At 59.7% G+C, this 18585-nt stretch carries 14 protein-coding genes; 9 read left to right on the forward strand and 5 right to left on the reverse strand.

Annotation, left to right across the window (positions count from 1 at the left end):
- Positions 1-37: 37 nt before the first annotated feature.
- The 9 genes from ACYQ6M_RS22795 to ACYQ6M_RS22835 all read left to right on the forward strand — a co-directional run bounded on the left by ACYQ6M_RS22795 (position 38) and on the right by ACYQ6M_RS22835 (position 13156).
- Entirely contained in the window at positions 38-1816 is a 1779-nt protein-coding gene (locus ACYQ6M_RS22795; protein ID WP_460075787.1) for an adenylate/guanylate cyclase domain-containing protein, read from the forward strand.
- Between the two features lie 37 nt (positions 1817-1853).
- Positions 1854-3023 carry an acetylornithine deacetylase gene (gene argE / locus ACYQ6M_RS22800; RefSeq protein WP_460075790.1) on the forward strand — a complete coding sequence of 390 codons (1170 nt, stop codon included), beginning with the start codon at positions 1854-1856 and terminating at the stop codon, positions 3021-3023.
- A gap of 116 nt (positions 3024-3139) precedes the next feature.
- Positions 3140-4723, forward strand: coding sequence for an ABC transporter substrate-binding protein (locus ACYQ6M_RS22805; protein WP_031269916.1), 1584 nt, complete (start codon positions 3140-3142; stop codon positions 4721-4723).
- Positions 4724-4802: 79 nt separating this feature from the next.
- Positions 4803-5777 (forward strand): ABC transporter permease, encoded by a 975-nt coding sequence (locus tag ACYQ6M_RS22810; RefSeq protein WP_460075793.1) that lies wholly within the window; start codon positions 4803-4805, stop codon positions 5775-5777.
- Positions 5778-5791: 14 nt separating this feature from the next.
- Positions 5792-6769: an ABC transporter permease gene (locus ACYQ6M_RS22815; protein WP_023002302.1), complete on the forward strand. Its 978-nt coding sequence runs from the start codon at positions 5792-5794 to the stop codon at positions 6767-6769.
- 7 nt (positions 6770-6776) lie between these two features.
- The gene (locus ACYQ6M_RS22820) at positions 6777-8498 is read left to right on the forward strand and encodes an ABC transporter ATP-binding protein (protein WP_460075796.1); all 1722 of its coding nucleotides are present in this window, start codon (positions 6777-6779) and stop codon (positions 8496-8498) included.
- Positions 8499-9272: 774 nt separating this feature from the next.
- The gene (locus ACYQ6M_RS22825; protein WP_460075798.1) at positions 9273-10676 is read left to right on the forward strand and encodes an HAD family hydrolase; all 1404 of its coding nucleotides are present in this window, start codon (positions 9273-9275) and stop codon (positions 10674-10676) included.
- A 115-nt stretch (positions 10677-10791) separates the two neighbouring features.
- Positions 10792-12591: an IlvD/Edd family dehydratase gene (locus ACYQ6M_RS22830; RefSeq protein WP_023002305.1), complete on the forward strand. Its 1800-nt coding sequence runs from the start codon at positions 10792-10794 to the stop codon at positions 12589-12591.
- A gap of 283 nt (positions 12592-12874) precedes the next feature.
- Complete coding sequence (locus tag ACYQ6M_RS22835; RefSeq protein WP_023002307.1) at positions 12875-13156, forward strand: SCP2 sterol-binding domain-containing protein; 282 nt, start codon at positions 12875-12877, stop codon at positions 13154-13156.
- 311 nt (positions 13157-13467) lie between these two features.
- Here the strand turns inward: ACYQ6M_RS22835 and ACYQ6M_RS22840 are convergent, their stop codons facing one another.
- The 5 genes from ACYQ6M_RS22840 to ACYQ6M_RS22860 all read right to left on the reverse strand — a co-directional run bounded on the left by ACYQ6M_RS22840 (position 13468) and on the right by ACYQ6M_RS22860 (position 18457).
- A complete protein-coding gene (locus ACYQ6M_RS22840; protein WP_023002308.1) occupies positions 13468-15072 on the reverse strand; it encodes a TRAP transporter large permease in 1605 nt (534 codons plus the stop codon).
- Positions 15073-15082: 10 nt separating this feature from the next.
- A complete protein-coding gene (locus ACYQ6M_RS22845; RefSeq protein WP_023002309.1) occupies positions 15083-15703 on the reverse strand; it encodes a TRAP transporter small permease in 621 nt (206 codons plus the stop codon).
- A gap of 125 nt (positions 15704-15828) precedes the next feature.
- Entirely contained in the window at positions 15829-16836 is a 1008-nt protein-coding gene (locus tag ACYQ6M_RS22850) for a DctP family TRAP transporter solute-binding subunit (RefSeq protein ID WP_023002310.1), read from the reverse strand.
- 273 nt (positions 16837-17109) lie between these two features.
- Positions 17110-18024, reverse strand: a complete 915-nt coding sequence (gene sigJ / locus ACYQ6M_RS22855) for an RNA polymerase sigma factor SigJ (protein WP_229005345.1) — start codon at positions 18022-18024, stop codon at positions 17110-17112.
- Position 18025: 1 nt separating this feature from the next.
- Complete coding sequence (locus ACYQ6M_RS22860; RefSeq protein ID WP_031269919.1) at positions 18026-18457, reverse strand: carboxymuconolactone decarboxylase family protein; 432 nt, start codon at positions 18455-18457, stop codon at positions 18026-18028.
- Positions 18458-18585 lie beyond the last annotated feature (128 nt).

The following is an 18585-nucleotide window of genomic DNA, read 5'->3' on the forward strand; positions in this document are numbered from 1 at the left end:
AGAAGGCCGGAACGGCCAGACCGGAGACTGAAAATACATGCAGGAAGAGGCCCCCGGCACAAGCCGGCCGAGCAGGCCCGCGACGGCCGCCAAATCTTCTGAAAAGTCCGCTTCGGCGGCAAGACCGGGCAAGAAGTCCGACAGTGTCATGGTCGCCGGAGGGAACTGGCGTCAGCGGCTCCGGCTGTGGAGCGGCCTGATCCTGTTCACATTCTGCCTCAGCCATTTTTCAAATCACGCCCTCGGCATCATTTCCTTCCAGGCCATGGACCAGGCCTCGGTCTGGCACTACTGGGTCTGGAGAAGCCCGCTTGGCGAAACTGTCCTCATCCTCGCCGCGCTGACCCATGTGCTGCTCGCCTTGTGGCGGACCAGCAAACGGCGAACGTTGAAGATGTCCCGTTGGGAACTTCTGCAGCTCGCCCTCGGTCTTTACATTCCCTGGCTCCTGATACCGCATGTCACCACGACCATGGGCGTTGCCAAGGAGTTCGGCTTCCTGCCGCTCTACGAGCAGATGCTGACGCTGCTGTGGCCGAATGCGGCGGTCAATCAGTCTATTCTGCTGCTCATGGTGTGGACCCACGCCATGATCGGCCTGCACTTCTTCCTGCGCCTTTATCCGGTTTACCAGAAGCTGAAGCCGCTGGCGGCCGGGTTTGCCTTTGCGATGCCGGTGCTTGCCATCTGGGGCTGGATTGAAGGTGCCCGCCGGCTGGCCCTCAGCCGTGAGGTAACTCTCCGAATCACTCCGGACCAGCAATTGTGGGCCAGCGAGGTCGTCGTTCAGTTCCGGGCGGTCGTGTTCGGCCTGATTGCCGTCAGCCTGTTGGCCATCCTGATCCGTTACCTTCTCAGCCTGAAAGCGCGCAGCCTGACCGTGGTCTATCCAGGCGGACTGACGGTGAAGGCGCAACCGGGCGCAACGCTGCTGGAAATCAGCCGCATGAACGACATACCGATCGCATCGGTGTGCGGCGGGCGGGCCAGATGCTCCACCTGCCGAGTAAAAATTCTGGAGGGCGGCGAAACCTTGCCGAAACCGAGTGTTGCCGAAGCTGCGGTACTGACGCGGATCGGCGCGGGAAGCGACATTCGGCTGGCCTGCCAGGCGCGCCCGGAAAGCAACGTGGAAGTGCAGCCCCTTGTACCGGTCAAGGCCAGTGCAATTATCGGCGAACACCTGAAGGACGCCTATTACTGGGGCGTCGAGCAGGATGTGGTGGTCATGTTCGTGGACCTGCGCAATTTCACCGGCATCACCGAAAGCCAGCTCGCCTATGACGTGGTTTATCTGCTCAACAGCTACCTGGACCAGGCCTCTGCCGCGATCCGGGAGGAGGGCGGCTATGTCGACAAGTTCATTGGTGACGGCATCATGGCCATCTTCGGCATGGACAGCAACGCGGAAACCGGCGCCCGGCAGGCTCTTGCCGCCTGCCGCCGTATCGAGAAGGTCATGAAATCGCTCGACAAGGAGAAGGGGCCGCAGTTTCGCGATCCGATCCGGCTCGGCATTGGCCTGCACCTGGGGCCGGCCATTCTCGGTCGCATCGGCGCCGCCGGAACGGCAGGCAAACGCGGCGGGCTGACTGCGCTTGGCGACGTGGTCAACACCGCAAGCCGGCTGGAAACGGAGAACAAGAACCACGGCAGCTTCATGGTTGTTTCCAAGGCTGTTGTCGATGCGGCAGGCGCGCGGATCGACGGTGCCGAAGAGGCCGAGATCAAGGTGCGCGGCAAGGAAATCCCCTTGCAAATCCTTGCGGTGAAAAGCTTAGATGGTCTCCATCTCGCTGACGCCGTTCCCGCCTGAGACCCATCCTCCCTGTCACAAAACCTCTGGAGACCACGTGAGCCGGATCTACACGCCTCGGGAAATGCTGGAGAAACTGATCTCCTTCAACACCGTTTCGGATCGAAGCAACCTCGATCTGATCACCTTCGTCGAAGACTATCTCAGCCAATGGGGTGTCGCTTCAGGGCGGGCGCTGGATGAAACGGGCCAAAAGGCCGCTCTTTATGCCCGCATCGGTCCGGATATCGACGGTGGAACGGTCCTGTCTGCCCACACCGATGTCGTTCCGGTGGCGGGCCAGAACTGGTCTCACGATCCTTTTTCCGCCTGGGAGGAAAACGGCCGCCTCTACGGCCGTGGCGCGGCGGACATGAAAGGCTTCGCGGCAACTGTGCTTGCCAAGGTTCCGGATTTTCTGAATGCACCGCTCAGACGACCCATCCACATCGCGCTGTCCTATGACGAGGAAACCGGCTGCGACGGGGCCAGGGTGCTGATCCCTGAAATGCTGGCAAACGGCCCGCGCCCTTCGGTCGTGATTGTGGGCGAACCGACCAGCATGAAGGTCGTTACGGGCCACAAGGGCATTACAGTACTGAAGACGCGCATCCAGGGTCATCCGGTCCATTCCAGCCAGTTGCACCGGGGTGTTTCGGCGATTTCGGTGGCGGCCAGGCTGATCGGCTGGCTGGATGCCAGAACCGCGGAGAACCGGGCCAAGGCCGATCCTGACTGCCCGTTCGAACCGCCCTACACCACCTTGCATTGCGGCACCATTTCCGGCGGCCAGGCACACAACATCACGGCCCAGCACTGCGAATTCGTGACCGATATCCGTCTGCTGCCGGGTGAACACGCGAAGGGCTGGGTCGCCGCCTACCGGGCCTTCATCGAAAATGAGGTTCTGCCGGGAATGAAAGCGATCTCGCCGGACTGCGCCATCGAGGTGAGAGAACTTGCCTATGTGCCCGGGCTGGGAGAGGAACCGGACGGGCTGGCGGAAACCACTGCCAGGCGCCTGACCGGCGACAACAGCCGCAACGTCGTGGTCTATGCCACCGAAGGCGGGATCTTCCAGGATCACGGACTTTCGACCGTGGTTTGCGGTCCCGGATCCATCGATCAGGCCCATCAGCCCGACGAATTTATCGAGCTTTCCGAACTCGACCGCTGCGCTGCCTTCCTCGACAAGCTGATTGACAGAATGTCGCAATTTGACAGCTAAACGGGTTTGAACACAGAGATTTACGATGTCATAGTCGTTTTTGACAACATGGCCGCATGGTCCTGGCAGGGGGGTGCGGCCGTGGAGCAAAGCCGAAACCGGAAAACGAGGGGACTATGAACAAAAGAAAAATTGTCATCGCCGCAGCGCTGTTTGCGGCGGGAACGGGGACTGCTGTTCATGCTGAAACGCTGAAATTTGCCTTTCAGGGTGCACTGAACGCGCTTGATCCCTACAGTCTCAACGAGACCTTCACCCTGTCGTCGCTCGGCAATACCTATGAAGGCCTGACGCGCCGTGGTCCGGACCTGGCCATTGAACCGGCCCTGGCCGAGAGCTGGGAAATCGTCGATCCGAACCGCTGGCGTTTCCACCTGCGCAAGGGCGTAAAGTTTCACAACGGCAGCGATTTCACTGCCGAAGACGTTGCCTTTTCCGTCGACCGCGTGCGCTCGGAAGGGTCTGACCTGACCACCCGCGTCCCGGCTGATGCCAAGGTCGAGATTGTTGACGACTACACGGTCGATTTCGTTCTCACCGGTCCGAACCCGATCCTGCATTACGAGTGGGACACGTTCTACATCATGGACAAGGAGTGGACGACGGAGAACGACGCGGTGAAAGTCACCTCGGCGTCCGACACTTCTGCGAACCATGCGGCACTCAATGCAAATGGTACCGGCCCGTTCAAGATCGTCAGCCATGAAGCCGGCGTGAAGACCGTCTATGAAAAATACGACGGCTGGTGGGACGAAGCCAAGCACAATATCGACACGGTGGAATTCACGCCGATCGGTTCCGATGCAACGCGCGTTGCCGCGCTGCTGTCCGGCGAGATGGACATGGTCTACCCGATCCCGGTGCAGGACATCAAACGCATCAACGACAATGCGGGAACCAAGGCGCTGACCGGACCGGAACTGCGCACGATCTTCCTTGGCATGGACCAGATGCGCGACGAGCTGCTCTATTCCGACGTCAAGGGCAAGAACCCGCTCAAGGATGCCCGGGTGCGCAAGGCCTTCTACCAGGCGATCGACATCGAGGGGATCAAGAAGAAGGTCATGCGGGACCTGTCCAACCCGTCTGCCCTGATGGTTTCGCCGCTGTTGTTCTCCAAGTCGGCCGATTTCGAGCGTTATCCCTATGACCCGGAAGCCGCCAAGGCACTGCTGGCCGAAGCCGGCTATGCAGACGGCTTTTCCATCGGCATGGACTGCCCGAATGACCGCTACGTCAACGACGAGGCGATCTGCCAGGCCGTTGCCGCCATGTTGGCCCGTATCGGCGTGAAGGTGAACCTCAACGCCCAGCCAAAGGCGAAATACTTCGCCAAGATCCTTGCTTCCGGTGGTTACGACACGTCGTTCTACCTGCTTGGCTGGACCCCCGGATCCTTCGACAGCTGGAACGTTCTGGACAACCTGATGAACTGCCGCGACGAATCCGGCAAAGGTTCGCCGTTCAACAACGGTGGCTTCTGCGACGAGAAGATCGACCAGCTGACCGACGAAATCCTGGTCGAGATTGATCCGGAAAAGCGTGATGCCATGATTGCTGAAGCTTTCCGCATCAGCCACGAGAACGCCTACTACCTCCCGCTGCACCAGCAGAGCCTGGCATGGGGCGTTTCCGACAAGCTGGACCTTGTTCAGCGTGCCGACAACCAGTTCCAGTTCCGCTTCGTGACCAAGAACTGATCCTGAAGCACAGCAAATGACGCTCCCGGCAACTCCGCCGGGGGCGTATTTTCATGACTAAAGCATTCAAAGAGCCGAAATGATTGGATTTGCAACGCGCCGCATCGTGCAGGCGATGATTGTCATGCTGGTGGTCGCCCTTCTCGCGTTCACCATGTTCCGCTTTGTCGGCGATCCCATCAACCAGATGGTCGGCATCGAAACCTCGATCGAAGAACGGGAGGCCCTGCGCGAGCGCCTGGGTCTGAACGACCCGGTTCCGGTCCAGTTCTTCCGTTTCGTCACCAAGGCCGCGCAATTCGATTTCGGCACGTCCTACCAGTTCCGTCAGCCGGTTTCCGAGCTTTTCGCCAAGCGCATACCCGCCACGCTCGAACTCAGCTTCGCGTCTGCGGTGTTTGCGCTCGTTGTCGGCATTCCCATGGGCATCTACGCCGGGCTCAATCGGGAATCGCCCGTTTCCAAGCTGTTTCTGTCAGTTTCGCTGATCGGCATTTCACTGCCGACGTTCTTCATCGGGATTCTGCTGATCTTCCTGTTTTCCGTTACGCTGCAGTGGCTGCCGAGCTTCGGACGCGGCGAGACCGTGCCGATCGGATCCTGGTGGACGACCGGCTTTCTGACCATCTCCGGCCTGAAGGCGCTGATCCTGCCCTCCATCACGCTCGGCCTCTACCAGATGACCCTGATCATGCGGTTGATCCGAGCCGAGATGCTGGAAGTCATCCGGACCGATTACATCAAGTTCGCCCGGGCGCGCGGTCTGCCGGACCGGCTGGTGAACTTCCGGCATGCCCTCAAGAACACGCTCGTTCCGGTCATCACCATCACCGGGCTGCAGCTTGGCGCGATCATCGCTTTCGCGACCATCACCGAGACCGTTTTCCAGTGGCCCGGCATGGGCTTGATGTTCCTGCAGGCCGTGCAGAACGTCGATATTCCGATCATGTCCGCCTATCTGCTGCTGACAGCCTTCCTGTTCGTGACGATCAATTTCATCGTCGACATCCTTTACTTCTTCATCGATCCGCGTCTGCGGGTCGGTCGGCCATAAGGGAGACCGACGCCATGCCTTTCGTCACCAACGAAGAAGCAAAATCCAGCGTTCAGGACAGGGCGGCACCGGTCAAGGAACCGGGGCGGATGGCCCGCGCTCTCGACAGCGACCTCTTTCATTCGTTCCTGAAATCGAAGGTCACCGTTGTCGCTGCCACTGGCACGGCAATCCTTTTCCTCCTTGCGTTCCTGGCGCCGTGGATTGCTCCACATGATCCGTTCGACCTGGCGTCGATTTCCATCATGGACGCCCGCGTTCCGCCGGTCTGGATGGAATATGCCGATCCCCGCTTCCTCCTGGGAACGGACGATCAGGGCCGCGATATGCTCTCCGGCATCTTCTACGGCATGCGAATTTCGCTGATCGTTGGTTTCTGCTCTGTTGTCGTCGCCGCCTTCATCGGCATCTCGCTGGGGCTGGTCGCGGGCTACATGGGTGGTCGGGTGGATGCGATCATCATGCGGATTGCCGACGTTCAGCTGACGTTTCCGGCCATTCTGATCGCCCTTCTGATCGACGGTGTCGCGCATGGCATCTTCGGCGCGATCGACCGGGAGGTTTTCGCCTTCTACATTCTGATCGTGTCGCTGGCGCTGTCCTTCTGGGTGCAATATGCGCGCACGGTTCGCGGTTCCACCATGGTGGAGAAGAACAAGGAATATGTTCAGGCCGCCCGCGTGATCGGCATTCCCTCGGTCATCATCATGGTGCGCCATATCCTGCCGAACGTTACCGGACCGGTGCTGGTGATCGCGACCATCAATCTGGCACTTGCCATCGTGACCGAAGCGACGCTCTCGTTCCTGGGTGTCGGCATGCCGCCTACCCAGCCGTCCCTCGGCACATTGATCGCCATCGGCAACGATTTCCTCTATTCGGGGGAGTGGTGGATCGCGATCTTCCCGGGCCTTGCACTGGCCCTGCTGGTGTTGAACGTCAACCTTCTGGGCGACTGGCTGCGCGACGCCCTCAACCCGAAACTCAGGTGAGGCCGGTATGAGCGTTCTCGATATCAAGGACCTGAGGGTCGAGTTTCCGGGCCGAAAATCCGTCTTCGTCGCCGTAGATGACGTTACCTTGAGCGTCGATGCCGGCAAGGTTCTCGGCGTCGTCGGAGAATCTGGTGCAGGCAAGTCGACAGTCGGCAACGCGGTGATCGGGCTGCTGCAGGAACCCGGACACATAGCCGGGGGTGAAGTCTATCTTCACGGCAAGCGCATCGACCAATTGCCCTACAAGGAAAAGCGTCGTTTGCGCGGCCGAAAGATCGGCATGATTTTCCAGGATCCACTGACGTCTCTCGATCCGCTGCAGACGGTGGAAAGCCAGCTTGTGGAGACGATCCGCACCCATTTGCCGCTCTCCGGATCGCAGGCCCGCCAGCGCGCGATCGAACTGATCGAGGCCGTGGGCATTCCAGATGCGCCCGAACGCATCAAGCAGTATCCGCATCAGTTTTCCGGCGGCATGCGCCAAAGGGTGGTCATCGCGCTTGCGCTGTGTGCGGAACCTGAACTGGTGATCGCGGACGAGCCGACAACCGCGCTCGACGTTTCCATCCAGGCGCAGATCCTTGAACTGATGAAGAAGCTGTGCCGGGAGCGTAACGTCGCCATGCTGGTGATCACCCATGACATGGGCGTGATTGCCGACATCACGGACCATGTGGCGGTGATGTACCACGGTGAACTGGTGGAATACGGCGAGACGACCCAGGTGCTGGGCGCTCCGGAACACCCCTACACCCAGAGCCTGATTTCCGCCGTGCCACGCCCGGACATCAAGGTCGAGCGGTTTCCGGTGGTCAACTACATCGAAAAGGCCGGCACACCACAGAAGCAGATCGACATCGCCACACACTGGCTCGGCAAGGCACGCGACTATGAAAAAGTGTCCGGCCCGCTGGTCAAGGCAACGGACCTCGACATGCGGTTCGAGACCCGGGGCTCGATCTTCCCGTCCAAGCGCAAATACTTCCAGGCGGTCAAGAAGGTCAGTTTCGACATCAACGAAGGCGAGACCTTCGGCCTCGTCGGCGAGAGCGGGTCGGGAAAATCGACCATCGCGCGCCTGATCACCGGCCTCTATCAGCCGACGGGAGGGTCGATCCTGTTCGGCAAGACCGAACTGACGTCGCTCAAGAATCGCAAGGACGTCCTGGCGATGCGCCGCCAGATGCAGATGATCTTTCAGGATCCCTATTCCTCGCTGAACGCCCGCATGCGCGTCAGCGACATCATCGCGGAACCGATCAAGTTCCACCGACTGGCGTCAAGCAATGCGGAAGTGCGCCAGATCGTCGATGACCTGCTCGATCATGTCGGCCTGGGCGCGGCGGCCGGAAGGAAATTTCCGCACGAGTTTTCCGGCGGTCAGCGCCAGCGCATCTCCATCGCACGGGCGCTCGCGACGCGGCCCAGGTTCCTGATCTGTGACGAGCCTACCTCGGCACTCGACGTGTCGATCCAGGCGCAGATCCTGAACCTTTTGAAGGATCTTCAGGAAGAACTTGGGCTGACCATGCTGTTCATCAGCCACGATCTGGCCGTGATCCGGCAGATGTGCAACCGCATCGGCGTCATGCGCCATGGCGAGTTGTGCGAGGTGGCAGACTGCGACCAGCTCTTCGAAGCGCCGCAACACCCCTATACCCGCGAACTCCTGAACCTGATGCCGTCACTGGAGTTGCTGTCGCGTGCAAACCTCGCAACGGCCTGAAGGAACCGGCGGCGTTGTCGCCGGCCTTCCCAAGTCTTTGAAGATGAGTCTTTTTTCGGATTCGGCCGAGTCGCTGACTTGACTCCAAGCCCCACCCCGATTCTCCGGTGACCGCAAAACGTTAGTCACAATCCAGTCCGAACCGGGCAGTTTTTGCCGCCCAGGGCGCCACTACGATCTGCACCCAAATAGATTCATTCTGATTTTTAGTCCGGACCCGATTGTTAACAGATGTTAACCATGTTTTTCCGGCGCGCCCAAACGTAAAAGGGAGAGCCTTTCGGCTCTCCCATTAATATACCACACCCCGAAATAATCTTCGTCCAGAGGACTATTAAATACAGGCCCTCAATACTTGCAGGCCGTTTAAAAAATTACCCATTTATACTACTCGCAATTCAGTTTCGCTCAAGTTCCACGCTGCACAAATGGTCAGCACCCATTCCGATGCACTGCGACTGGGACAGGCAACATGCTTACCGAACTGACTCTGCGGCATTGCCTGTCTCCGGCCGCTCCCGCATTTTCAGACGGTCCCCAGGGCGTGCCGTTTGTATCTCCAGTTGGCCCACGACCCGGTTCCAGCAGAAGAATTCCAGATACGAGAGCCGACCGGCTATGCCGAAAACATCATTGATTTCAGTTCTTTGGGCATTTTTTCTTGTCATTGCCGTAGTGTGCCTTGTTCTGGCTCTGGCAGCAGCAGGCGGAGAACCCTCTGACGCCGCGACGTCACTTTTGGTTTTCGGTTCCTACAGCGCCTTAATTTTCAGCATGTTTTCCGCGATTTTTTCGCTTCTCGGCCTCTCTTTTTCGCTCAACACCTCTGTCGGCCGGCCCTTGACGCTTTTCACGGCGCTGGTCAGCACCGGATTGCTTGCCGTTTCGACCGGCCTCCACCTGTCCGGTCCGACATCGCCCCAGACCAATGCACCCGCCCTTGCCGCAGCTTTCCTGATGGTGCTGCGGGCGTTCGGTGTGGTTCTGCTGCCACCAAGGGGTGACCTCAGCGGAGTGCCACAAGCGGCATGGTCTGTCCTGTTGGCGCTGCTGGCTGCCGGTACCTGGTGGTGGGTCTTCGACAGGACCGAGGCCCCCGCAGCTCTTGCCGCCGCTCTGCTTCTTTCCTGGCCGCAACTGATCGACGGAATCAACGCATTCGCGGACAAGGTCTTTCACAAGGCAGCGCTGGCGGCAGGCGCCCGTGACATTGCCCCCGGCGCCTTCACCAAGGTCGCTCATGCCCGCGATATCCTCATCGACAAGGCTGCCGTGATGTCTGGACCCAACCTGATGGTCACCAATGTCATGGCCTTCAACAACGAGCCGAAAACGCTCCTGGCCGTTGCCGCCTCCGCTGAAGCCGGATCAACCCATCCGGTCGCCCAGGCCCTGCGCGAACTGGCCAGCCAGTGGCAGGTCGCCCTCAAGATGCCGGACCGGTTCGAACCGACACCTGGTCTGGGTGTTGTTGCGCTGCTCGGCGGACAGACCGTGGTGATCGGCACGACGGACCTCCTGAAGCGCCTCAAGATCGACAGTTTTACCGCCGACGCCATTGCCCGGTCGCTGGAAGCAGACGGCAAGACGGTGCTGCGTGTCGCTGTCGGGGGACGCGTCGTGGGTGTTTTAGGTCTGGAAGGCACATTGCGTCAGGACGCCGGCGTTGCGGGGATGGCCCTGCGCAAAGAGGGCCTCGTGCCGTGGTTGTTCAGTGGTGACAGCCCCAACACACGCAGCGCGCTGGCGGGCATGCTTGGCCTAGAGCTGACCGACGATCCGAAGCCGGGAGAAACCGCGCCCGAGGCCGCCTCCCGCTGCTTTCCGGACATGCCTCCCCTTGTCCTGACCCTGTCGCAGGACCGTATGGCGCTGGAACTGCGCGAAGGCGCCACGCCCGGAAAGGACGGGACGGATGCAAGGCATTCCCCCCTTGCTGTCAGCGATACCGACGACATTGGTGCCTTCCCTGCCCTGAAGGCGCTGGCCATGCGCCGCAATCTGCTGGCCGTGCACGCCCGCCGGCTGCTGTCAGGTCTCTGGCTTTTCGCCGGCCTGTGCGGTGCCTTGACCCTCCTTCCGCTGTCGGCCGCACCCGTTCTTTTCGCTGTCTGTCTTGCCGTTCTTTGGACATTTGCCCGATTTTCCATTGCAGATACGCTGCACCGGAATACATGACGCGCGCATTCTCAGATTGTGGAACCGAAATCGGGTTTCAGCGCCTTTACAGCCTCATGGAGCTGGTGTTTATCGGCTTTTGACACTTTGTGAGTGCATTGAGGGATGAGGCGACATGAGCGACACCAAAACACCGAAACTGCGGTCCGCCGCCTGGTTCGACAATCCCGACAATCCGGGCATGACCGCGCTCTATATCGAGCGATACCTGAATTTCGGCATCACGCGTGAAGAGCTGCAGTCGGGCAAACCGATTATCGGCATCGCCCAGACCGGCTCTGACCTTTCACCCTGCAACCGCCACCATCTGGAGCTGGCAAAGCGTGTGCGCGAAGGTATTCGCGATGCCGGTGGTATTGCCTTCGAATTTCCGGTTCACCCGATCCAGGAGACCGGCAAGCGCCCGACCGCAACACTGGACCGGAACCTGGCCTATCTTGGTCTCGTCGAACTGCTGTATGGCTACCCCATCGACGGCGTGGTGCTGACAATCGGCTGTGACAAGACCACACCTGCCTGCCTGATGGCCGCCGCAACGGTGAATATTCCGGCCATCGCGCTGTCCGTCGGTCCGATGCTGAACGGCTGGTACAAGGGCGAGCGCACGGGCTCCGGCACCATCGTCTGGAAGGCCCGCCAGATGCTTGCCGCAGGCGAGATCGACTACAAGGGCTTCATGGACCTCGTCGCCTCCTCCGCGCCGTCCGTCGGCTTCTGCAACACCATGGGCACGGCAACGACCATGAACTCGCTGGCCGAAGCCCTTGGCATGCAGCTGCCGGGGGCGGCCGCCATTCCGGCGCCTTACCGTGAGCGCGGTGCAATTTCCTACGAGACCGGCAAACGCATTGTCGACATGGTGCGTGAGGATCTGAAACCCTCCGACATTATGACCCGCGAAGCGTTTGAAAACGCCATTGTCGTCAACTCGGCCATCGGCGGTTCGACCAATGCACCGATCCACCTGAACGGCATTGCCCGCCATCTGGGTGTGGAGCTGGACAACGACGACTGGCAGGAGATCGGCCATGACGTGCCGCTGCTGGTCAATCTGCAGCCGGCCGGAGAATATCTCGGCGAGGATTACTTCCACGCAGGCGGCGTGCCTGCTGTCGTGGCGGAGCTGATGCGAAACGGCAAGCTGCCGCATCCGGGCGCGCTCACCGTCAACGGCAAGGGCATCGGCGACAATTGCGACGGTGTCGTTACAGATCTGCCGGACGTCATCAAGCCCTTCAACAATCCGATGAAAGACAAGGCTGGTTTCATCAACCTGAAGGGCAACCTGTTCGACAGCGCCATCATGAAGACCAGCGTCATCTCGGAAGAGTTCCGCGACCGCTATCTCTCCAATCCGGACGATCCGGAAGCGTTCGAGGGCCGTGCCGTTGTGTTCGAAGGGCCGGAGGATTACCACGACAACATCGACAATCCGGACCTTGAGATCGATGAACACTGCATGCTGTTCATCCGGGGCACCGGCCCGATCGGTTATCCGGGCGGTGCTGAGGTGGTCAACATGCAGCCACCCGCAGCCCTGATCAAACGCGGGATTACATCCCTGCCCTGCATCGGCGACGGCCGTCAGTCGGGCACATCCGGTTCGCCGTCGATCCTGAACGCATCACCGGAAGCTGCCGCCATGGGTGGACTCGCGCTTTTGAAAAGCGGGGACCGTGTGCGCATCGATCTGAGGAAAGGCACTGCCGACATCCTGATTTCCGATGAGGAACTTGCGCAACGACGCACGGACCTGGAAGCGGCGGGCGGCTTCAAGATTGCGGAGAGCCAGACACCCTGGCAGGAGATCCAGCGCGCCATGATCGGGCAGTTCGACAAGGGCATGGTTCTGGAGCCGGCGGTTAAATACCAGGACGTCGCGCATACCAAGGGGCTGCCACGGGACAATCATTGATCTGACGATCCTGTCAGTTGGATTGCCTCTGGCACCGCGAAATGTTGAAATTCTCCGTCATTGCCGGACTTGATCCGGCAATCCATGCGATGATCACGGCGGCCGCGCTGCCGGTGAAGCGACAGGGATCCCATGGTCAAGCCATGGGATGACGGAGCATGTGGCGAAAGGCTCCCGGCGGCACATCTCTTTCGACACAGATTTCTACTTGACGATTACGTAAACGTCATGCTTCAAGAGGGCAAAGACGGGCTCCGGCCCAATTCAAACGGGAGAAAACGACATGTCCTTGGAACAGCTTACCGAAGGTGTCCGCGCAAAGGTTGCCGATGGCGGCATTGAAGAATCCGTCAAGTTCGATCTTGGGGAAACGGGTATCATCTTTCTGCAAGGCTCCAGCGTTTCCAACGAAGATGACGAGGCAGACTGCACCATCAAGATGTCCGCCGAAGACCTCGGTGACCTTCTCTCGGGTGATCTGAATCCGACGGCTGCCTTCATGGGCGGCAAGATGCAGGTGGAAGGTGACATGAGCGTTGCCATGAAACTCGGCAGCATCGTCTAAGCGATTTTTTGAAACAGAGCCTTTCAAGCCGGTCCTGAGGGCCGGCTTTTTTTGTACCACGATCTCCACTCCCACCTCCCCCATTCCCATCAGCCTCATCCTGAGGAGCCCGGTACAGCCGGGCGTCTCGAAGGATGGGCCGCTTGTTTCGGAGTGTGCCGCCCATCCTTCGAGACAGGCCCTTGGCCTTCCTCAGGATGAGGTGGCGGGGATGAGGCCTGGTGAAGGACGTGAAGGCTCCCTCCCGGGTCCGGCAAACAAAAAAACGGCGGGCAAGGCCCGCCGTTCGAGTTTCTGGATGATCCGGGTCGTTACCGGTTTGTGATGATTTCCGGTCCCATCAGGCTGTAGGGCAGCCAGGTGGACAGGGCCGGGACATAGGTCACCAGGATGAGGAACAGGAGCAGGATGAGCACGAACGGCGCTGCCGCCTTGACCACCTGCACCAGACTCATCCCCGTTATCCCCGATGTGACGAACAGATTGAGCCCGATTGGCGGCGTGATCATGCCGATTTCCATGTTCACGACCATGATGATGCCGAGGTGAACCGGATCGACGCCGAGTTCCATGCCGATCGGGAAGACCACCGGCGCCACGATCAGAAGCAGGCCCGACGGTTCCATGAACTGACCACCAAGCAGCAGCAGCAGGTTAACCGCGATCAGGAAGGTGAACCAGTTGAAACCGGCTCCGACCATCCAGTCGGTGATTGCCTGCGGAATCCGCTCCGATGTCAGCACGTGGGCAAACAGCAGGGCGTTGACGATGATGAACATCAGCATGATGGTCGTCTTCGCCGCATCCACCATCACCTTCTTGGTGTCCTTGTGGAACATGGCCGGAAGAAACTTCCAGACGATCAGTCCGATATTCCGACCCCAAATCTTTGCGCCGATACCATAGATGGACGGCAGCTCCGCAGGGCTGACACGGCCACGCAGAAGCGGATAGCCAATCAGCGCAGCCAGCAGGACAATGGCACTGTCGATGCCGTAGAAACCCTGTCTGTCCGTAACCATGCCGGCGATGCTCGACCAGGCGAACATTGCGGCAAACCCGTAGGTGATGGTCTTGAAACCGGCCAGTCCCAGAGGGCCGTCCTGTTCCTGCACCCAGCGAATGCCACTGAGCGGGCCCATGTCGCGATAGACGAAGAGTGCCACGAGGCAGGCGTAAACGGCTGCCACTGCCGCGGCTTCGGTCGGGGTGAAGATACCGCCGTAGATGCCGCCCAGGATGATAACCATCAGGAACAAGCCGACGGCCGCTTCCATCATGGCATGCCAGATTTCCTTGAAGCCTGGCCACGGCTGGGCCGGCAGGTTCTTGACGCGTGCCATGACGTAGATGGCGATCATCAGCATCAGACCGGCGATCAGCCCTGGAACCACACCGGCAAGGAACATGCGGCCAACGGAAACGTTGGTTGCAGCCGCATAGACCACCATGACGATGGAAGGCGGGATCAGGATGCCGAGCGTACCGGCATTGGCGATGACACCCGCTGCAAACTCCTTCGTGTAGCCTGCCTGCCGCATGCCGGCGATGGCGATGGTACCGATCGCGACCACGGTTGCGGGCGACGAGCCTGACAGAGCTGCAAACAGCATGCAGGCGAAGACGCCGGCGATCGCCAGACCGCCCCGGATCGCACCGACGGACGCGATCGAGAAACGGATGATGCGCTTGGCAACACCGCCCGTCGACATGAAGGCCGATGCCAGAATGAAGAAGGGAATCGCCAAGAGTGTGTAGTTCTGCGACGCCGTGAACAGCTGCAGCGCCACCGACGAGATGGAATCGTTGGAGAAGATGGCAATCGCCAGAACGCTGGACAAGCCGAGCGAAATGGAGATTGGAACGCCCAGGAACAAGAAGCCGAGGACGAGAATGAAGAGAATTGCTGCTTCCATTGCCCCGGCCTCAGTCCTTCAAGACGTCTTTGTTTTCAGCGACGAGGTCTTCCGCCTCATGCGCGGCGATCATCATCTCGCGCTCGCCGGTAATGATCTGCCAGGCCGCCTGGATGCAGCGGAACATGAACAGGAACAGGCCGATGGGCAGGATCAGATAGGCGATCCAGCGTTGAACACGCTCTTTAGTGCCGAAGGTTTCAATGATCGCGTCGGGATAGCGCAGGTCGTCGAGACCGATGCCGATCTTGTACATCTTGGACCAGTAGTCGATCGCGCCGCCTCTGGTATCGAGACCGAAGATGTGCAGCCATTCCGACCAGAGCAGCGTTAGCGCATAGACAACGCCGCAGAGCGCACCGAATACGGCAACAGCCCGGAACACCGGCTTGGGAAACAGGCGGATGACCGCATCGACGCCCAGATGCGAGCCGATTTTGACGCCATAGCTCATGCCGAACAGGATCAGCCAGGCGAACAGGATACGTGTGAATTCCAGGGCACCGGTCCAGCCGGAATTAAAGCCGTATCGCGCCACCACCTGGGTGAAGGATACGATGGTCATGGCGGCCAGGAGAAAGGCGAGTACACCTTCCTCGAAGCGCGTGACCCAATTGTCGACGCGTTGCATGCGTTTCCCCCGAATTGGCCTCTTGGTTATCAGCGTGTCCGCCGGCATGGTTGCGCGGGCGGCCGCGGGACCTTGGCAGAAGGGCCGGACGATCCGGCCCTTCCAGGAGTTGTTTCAGGTCAGCCTTAGCTGGCGTTGTTGGAAGCGACGGCGGAGTCGATCAGGTCCTTACCGATATCGCCTTCAAACTTGTCCCAAACCGGCTTCATGGCGCCAACCCATGCCTTGCGCTGCTCCGGGGTCAGTTCACGAATGGTGGAACCGGCATCCAGAACGTTCTGGCGGTTCTGGGCTTCAGCAGCTGCCACGTTACCGTTTGCGGTTGCAGTGACTTCTTCCACGATGGTCAGGAACTGGTCACGAACTTCCGGATCCAGGCTGTCCAGCCACTCGTCGGAAGTGACGAGCAGGTAAGCAAGCAGCTGGTGGTTGGTTTCGGTGATGCCGTCCTGCACTTCGAAGAACTTCTGGGTGTAGATGTTGGACCAGGAGTTTTCCTGACCGTCCACAACACCGGTCTGCAGTGCGCCGTAGACTTCCTTGAAGGCCAGCTTCTGAGCGTTGGCGCCCATGGCTTCGATCATGGCAACAGCCACGTCAGAGGTCTGCACGCGGAACTTCAGGCCTTTTGCATCGTCTGGAACCAGCAGCGGCTTGTTGGCGGAGAACTGCTTCAGGCCGGAGCTCCAGTAGCCGAGGCCCTGGAAACCGTAGTCGGTCATGGAGTTCAGGAGTTCCTTGCCGTTTTCACCTGTGGTGAAGCGCTCGACGGCGTCCAGATCCTGGAACAGGAACGGCAGGTCGAACAGGCGGAACTTCAGCGTGTAGGCTTCGAACTTGGAAAGCGACGGCGCAGCAAGCTGAACATCGCCGAGCAGAAGAGCTTCCATTACCTTGTCGTCGTCGAACAGCTGAGAGTTCGGGAACACCTGCATGCAGGCCTTGCCGTTCATCTCGTCGTTGACGCGTTCCGCCAGCAGCGTGGCAGCGTCGCCTTTCGGGTGGCCGGTTGCGGCAACCACGTGGCTGAACTTGATGACGATTTCACCGTCATTGCAATCGTCAGCCGCATAAGCGTTTGCAGACAGGGCCAGAGACGCCGCGGTAGCTGCGGCGAGAGCGAATTTTTTCATCGGATGTCCTCCCAGACATTTCAGTATGACGGCCATTCGGGCCGGACAGCGTGGTGGCTGGTCGGCACCCTATTGGCAAAGTCCGTGCCAAGTGCCGGAAGAGCAACAAAAAGCGCCGATTTCTGCAGGTTAACAAAAAGTTTCAAATGAACCTGGTCGGGAGAGACTTTCGTTTATGGGTCGAGTCAGACACATGGCATCAAACCGGATGTGTCGAAACCGACACATTTCAGGCCTGCTACATCATATTTTAAGCCGTAAAGCGCCGAATTATCAGTGCCAGATAGCGCCTGAAGACCGGTCGTGGCGCAGCTTGACCTTCAGGCGTGCCAGCTTGTCCGGATTGCGCATGTTGTAGATACGCTCCAGTCGTCCATCGGTGTCATAGGCGAACATCACAGCTGTCACGATCTCGTCGCCGTAGAACATGACGAGGCCACGTGTGCCGTTCAGATCCAGTATCTTGATCCGGCAGGGCTCCCAGAGGCGGCCAAGAATAAGAACCGCGTAGCGAGCGACCTCGTCCGCGCCTTCCAGGATCCGGCTCATGGCCGTTGCCTTGCCGCCACCATCGGACTGGAGTTGTACGGTTTCGGCGAGAAGGCCCGTCAGGTGGTCCGTGGACCCTGTTTCGATAGCGGTGAGAAAGGCAGACAGGATCCGGTCCTGATGATCGGCCGGAGGAACAAAACGGGAGGTCGGACCCTGCACATGTCTGCTTGCCCGGGACACCAACTGGCGGCAGGCCTGTTCGGTAACCCCCAGAGTCTCGGCAACTTCGTCATACGGCTTTGCGAAGATCTCGCGCAGCAGGTAGGCGGCGCGCTCCTTCGGGCTGAGGCGCTCCAGCAGCAGGAGGAACGCTGTCGTCAGGGATTGTGCCCTGTCCAGGTCGGTCTCCGGGTCCGAGCCACTTTCGAACTGAAGCGGTTCGGGGATCCACGGGCCGACATAGTCGACCCGTTTCCTGTGAGCGGCCTTCAGAGTGTCCAGGCAGCAATTGGTGCAGACCGTGGTGAGGAATGCTTCCGGATTCAGGATGCCGGCACGGTCCGTGGATTGCCACTTCAGGTATGTGTCCTGCACCGCATCCTCGGCATCTGCCATGGAGCTGAGCATGCGATAGGCCAGCCCCATCAGCTTCGGGCGTACCGTCTCGAAAACATCGATGCCTGGAGCGTCACTCATGTCAGTGGTTCGATACCTGTACCCGGTTCCACAGATTGATCATCGCGACCGCGGCGGTGATCGCACTGATCTCGGCGTCATCGAAGTGGCGGCGCAATTCACCGCGCAATGCCTCATAGTTCGTATCGACCTGAAGACTGGTCAAGGCTTCCGTCCAGGCAAAGGCCGCCTTCTCCGCCGGCGTGTAGTCATCAACGTGCCGCCAGACCGTCAGGCGCTGCAAACGCTCCTGGGTCTCGCCCGCGTCGAGTGCTTCCTGGGTGTGCATCTTCACGCAATAGGCACACTGGTTGATCTGCGAGGCACGCAGATCGATGAGATGCCGCAGTTTCGGCTCCAACCCTGCCTTGCCGATCTCACCACTGGCAGCGACGAAACGCTTCACGATATCGGGGACATTTTCGTAGTGATTGATGGCATTAGAGGTCGTCATTGGCGTGTCTTCCATTCAGGTTTCAGGGTGTGACACAGGGTTGACGACCGGGTGCAGCGATTTGTGACACCGGCCCGAAACTTTTTTCGGCCATTCGTTTTGCCGACCCGCCCAGCAAGCCGGGATGG

The sequence above is a fragment of the Roseibium sp. ROS1 genome (assembly GCF_054658215.1).

What these genes read in the sequence shown, in the direction of transcription:
- sigJ (WP_229005345.1), bottom strand. Translation starts at nt 18,024, where the DNA reads ATGAGTGACGCTCCAGGCATCGATGTTTTCGAGACGGTACGCCCGAAG.
- ACYQ6M_RS22850 (WP_023002310.1), bottom strand. Translation starts at nt 16,836, where the DNA reads ATGAAAAAATTCGCTCTCGCCGCAGCTACCGCGGCGTCTCTGGCCCTG.
- ACYQ6M_RS22830 (WP_023002305.1), top strand. Translation starts at nt 10,792, where the DNA reads ATGAGCGACACCAAAACACCGAAACTGCGGTCCGCCGCCTGGTTCGAC.
- ACYQ6M_RS22815 (WP_023002302.1), top strand. Translation starts at nt 5,792, where the DNA reads ATGCCTTTCGTCACCAACGAAGAAGCAAAATCCAGCGTTCAGGACAGG.
- ACYQ6M_RS22860 (WP_031269919.1), bottom strand. Translation starts at nt 18,457, where the DNA reads ATGACGACCTCTAATGCCATCAATCACTACGAAAATGTCCCCGATATC.
- ACYQ6M_RS22810 (WP_460075793.1), top strand. Translation starts at nt 4,803, where the DNA reads ATGATTGGATTTGCAACGCGCCGCATCGTGCAGGCGATGATTGTCATG.
- ACYQ6M_RS22845 (WP_023002309.1), bottom strand. Translation starts at nt 15,703, where the DNA reads ATGCAACGCGTCGACAATTGGGTCACGCGCTTCGAGGAAGGTGTACTC.
- ACYQ6M_RS22795 (WP_460075787.1), top strand. Translation starts at nt 38, where the DNA reads ATGCAGGAAGAGGCCCCCGGCACAAGCCGGCCGAGCAGGCCCGCGACG.
- ACYQ6M_RS22820 (WP_460075796.1), top strand. Translation starts at nt 6,777, where the DNA reads ATGAGCGTTCTCGATATCAAGGACCTGAGGGTCGAGTTTCCGGGCCGA.
- ACYQ6M_RS22825 (WP_460075798.1), top strand. Translation starts at nt 9,273, where the DNA reads ATGTTTTCCGCGATTTTTTCGCTTCTCGGCCTCTCTTTTTCGCTCAAC.
- ACYQ6M_RS22835 (WP_023002307.1), top strand. Translation starts at nt 12,875, where the DNA reads ATGTCCTTGGAACAGCTTACCGAAGGTGTCCGCGCAAAGGTTGCCGAT.
- ACYQ6M_RS22840 (WP_023002308.1), bottom strand. Translation starts at nt 15,072, where the DNA reads ATGGAAGCAGCAATTCTCTTCATTCTCGTCCTCGGCTTCTTGTTCCTG.
- ACYQ6M_RS22805 (WP_031269916.1), top strand. Translation starts at nt 3,140, where the DNA reads ATGAACAAAAGAAAAATTGTCATCGCCGCAGCGCTGTTTGCGGCGGGA.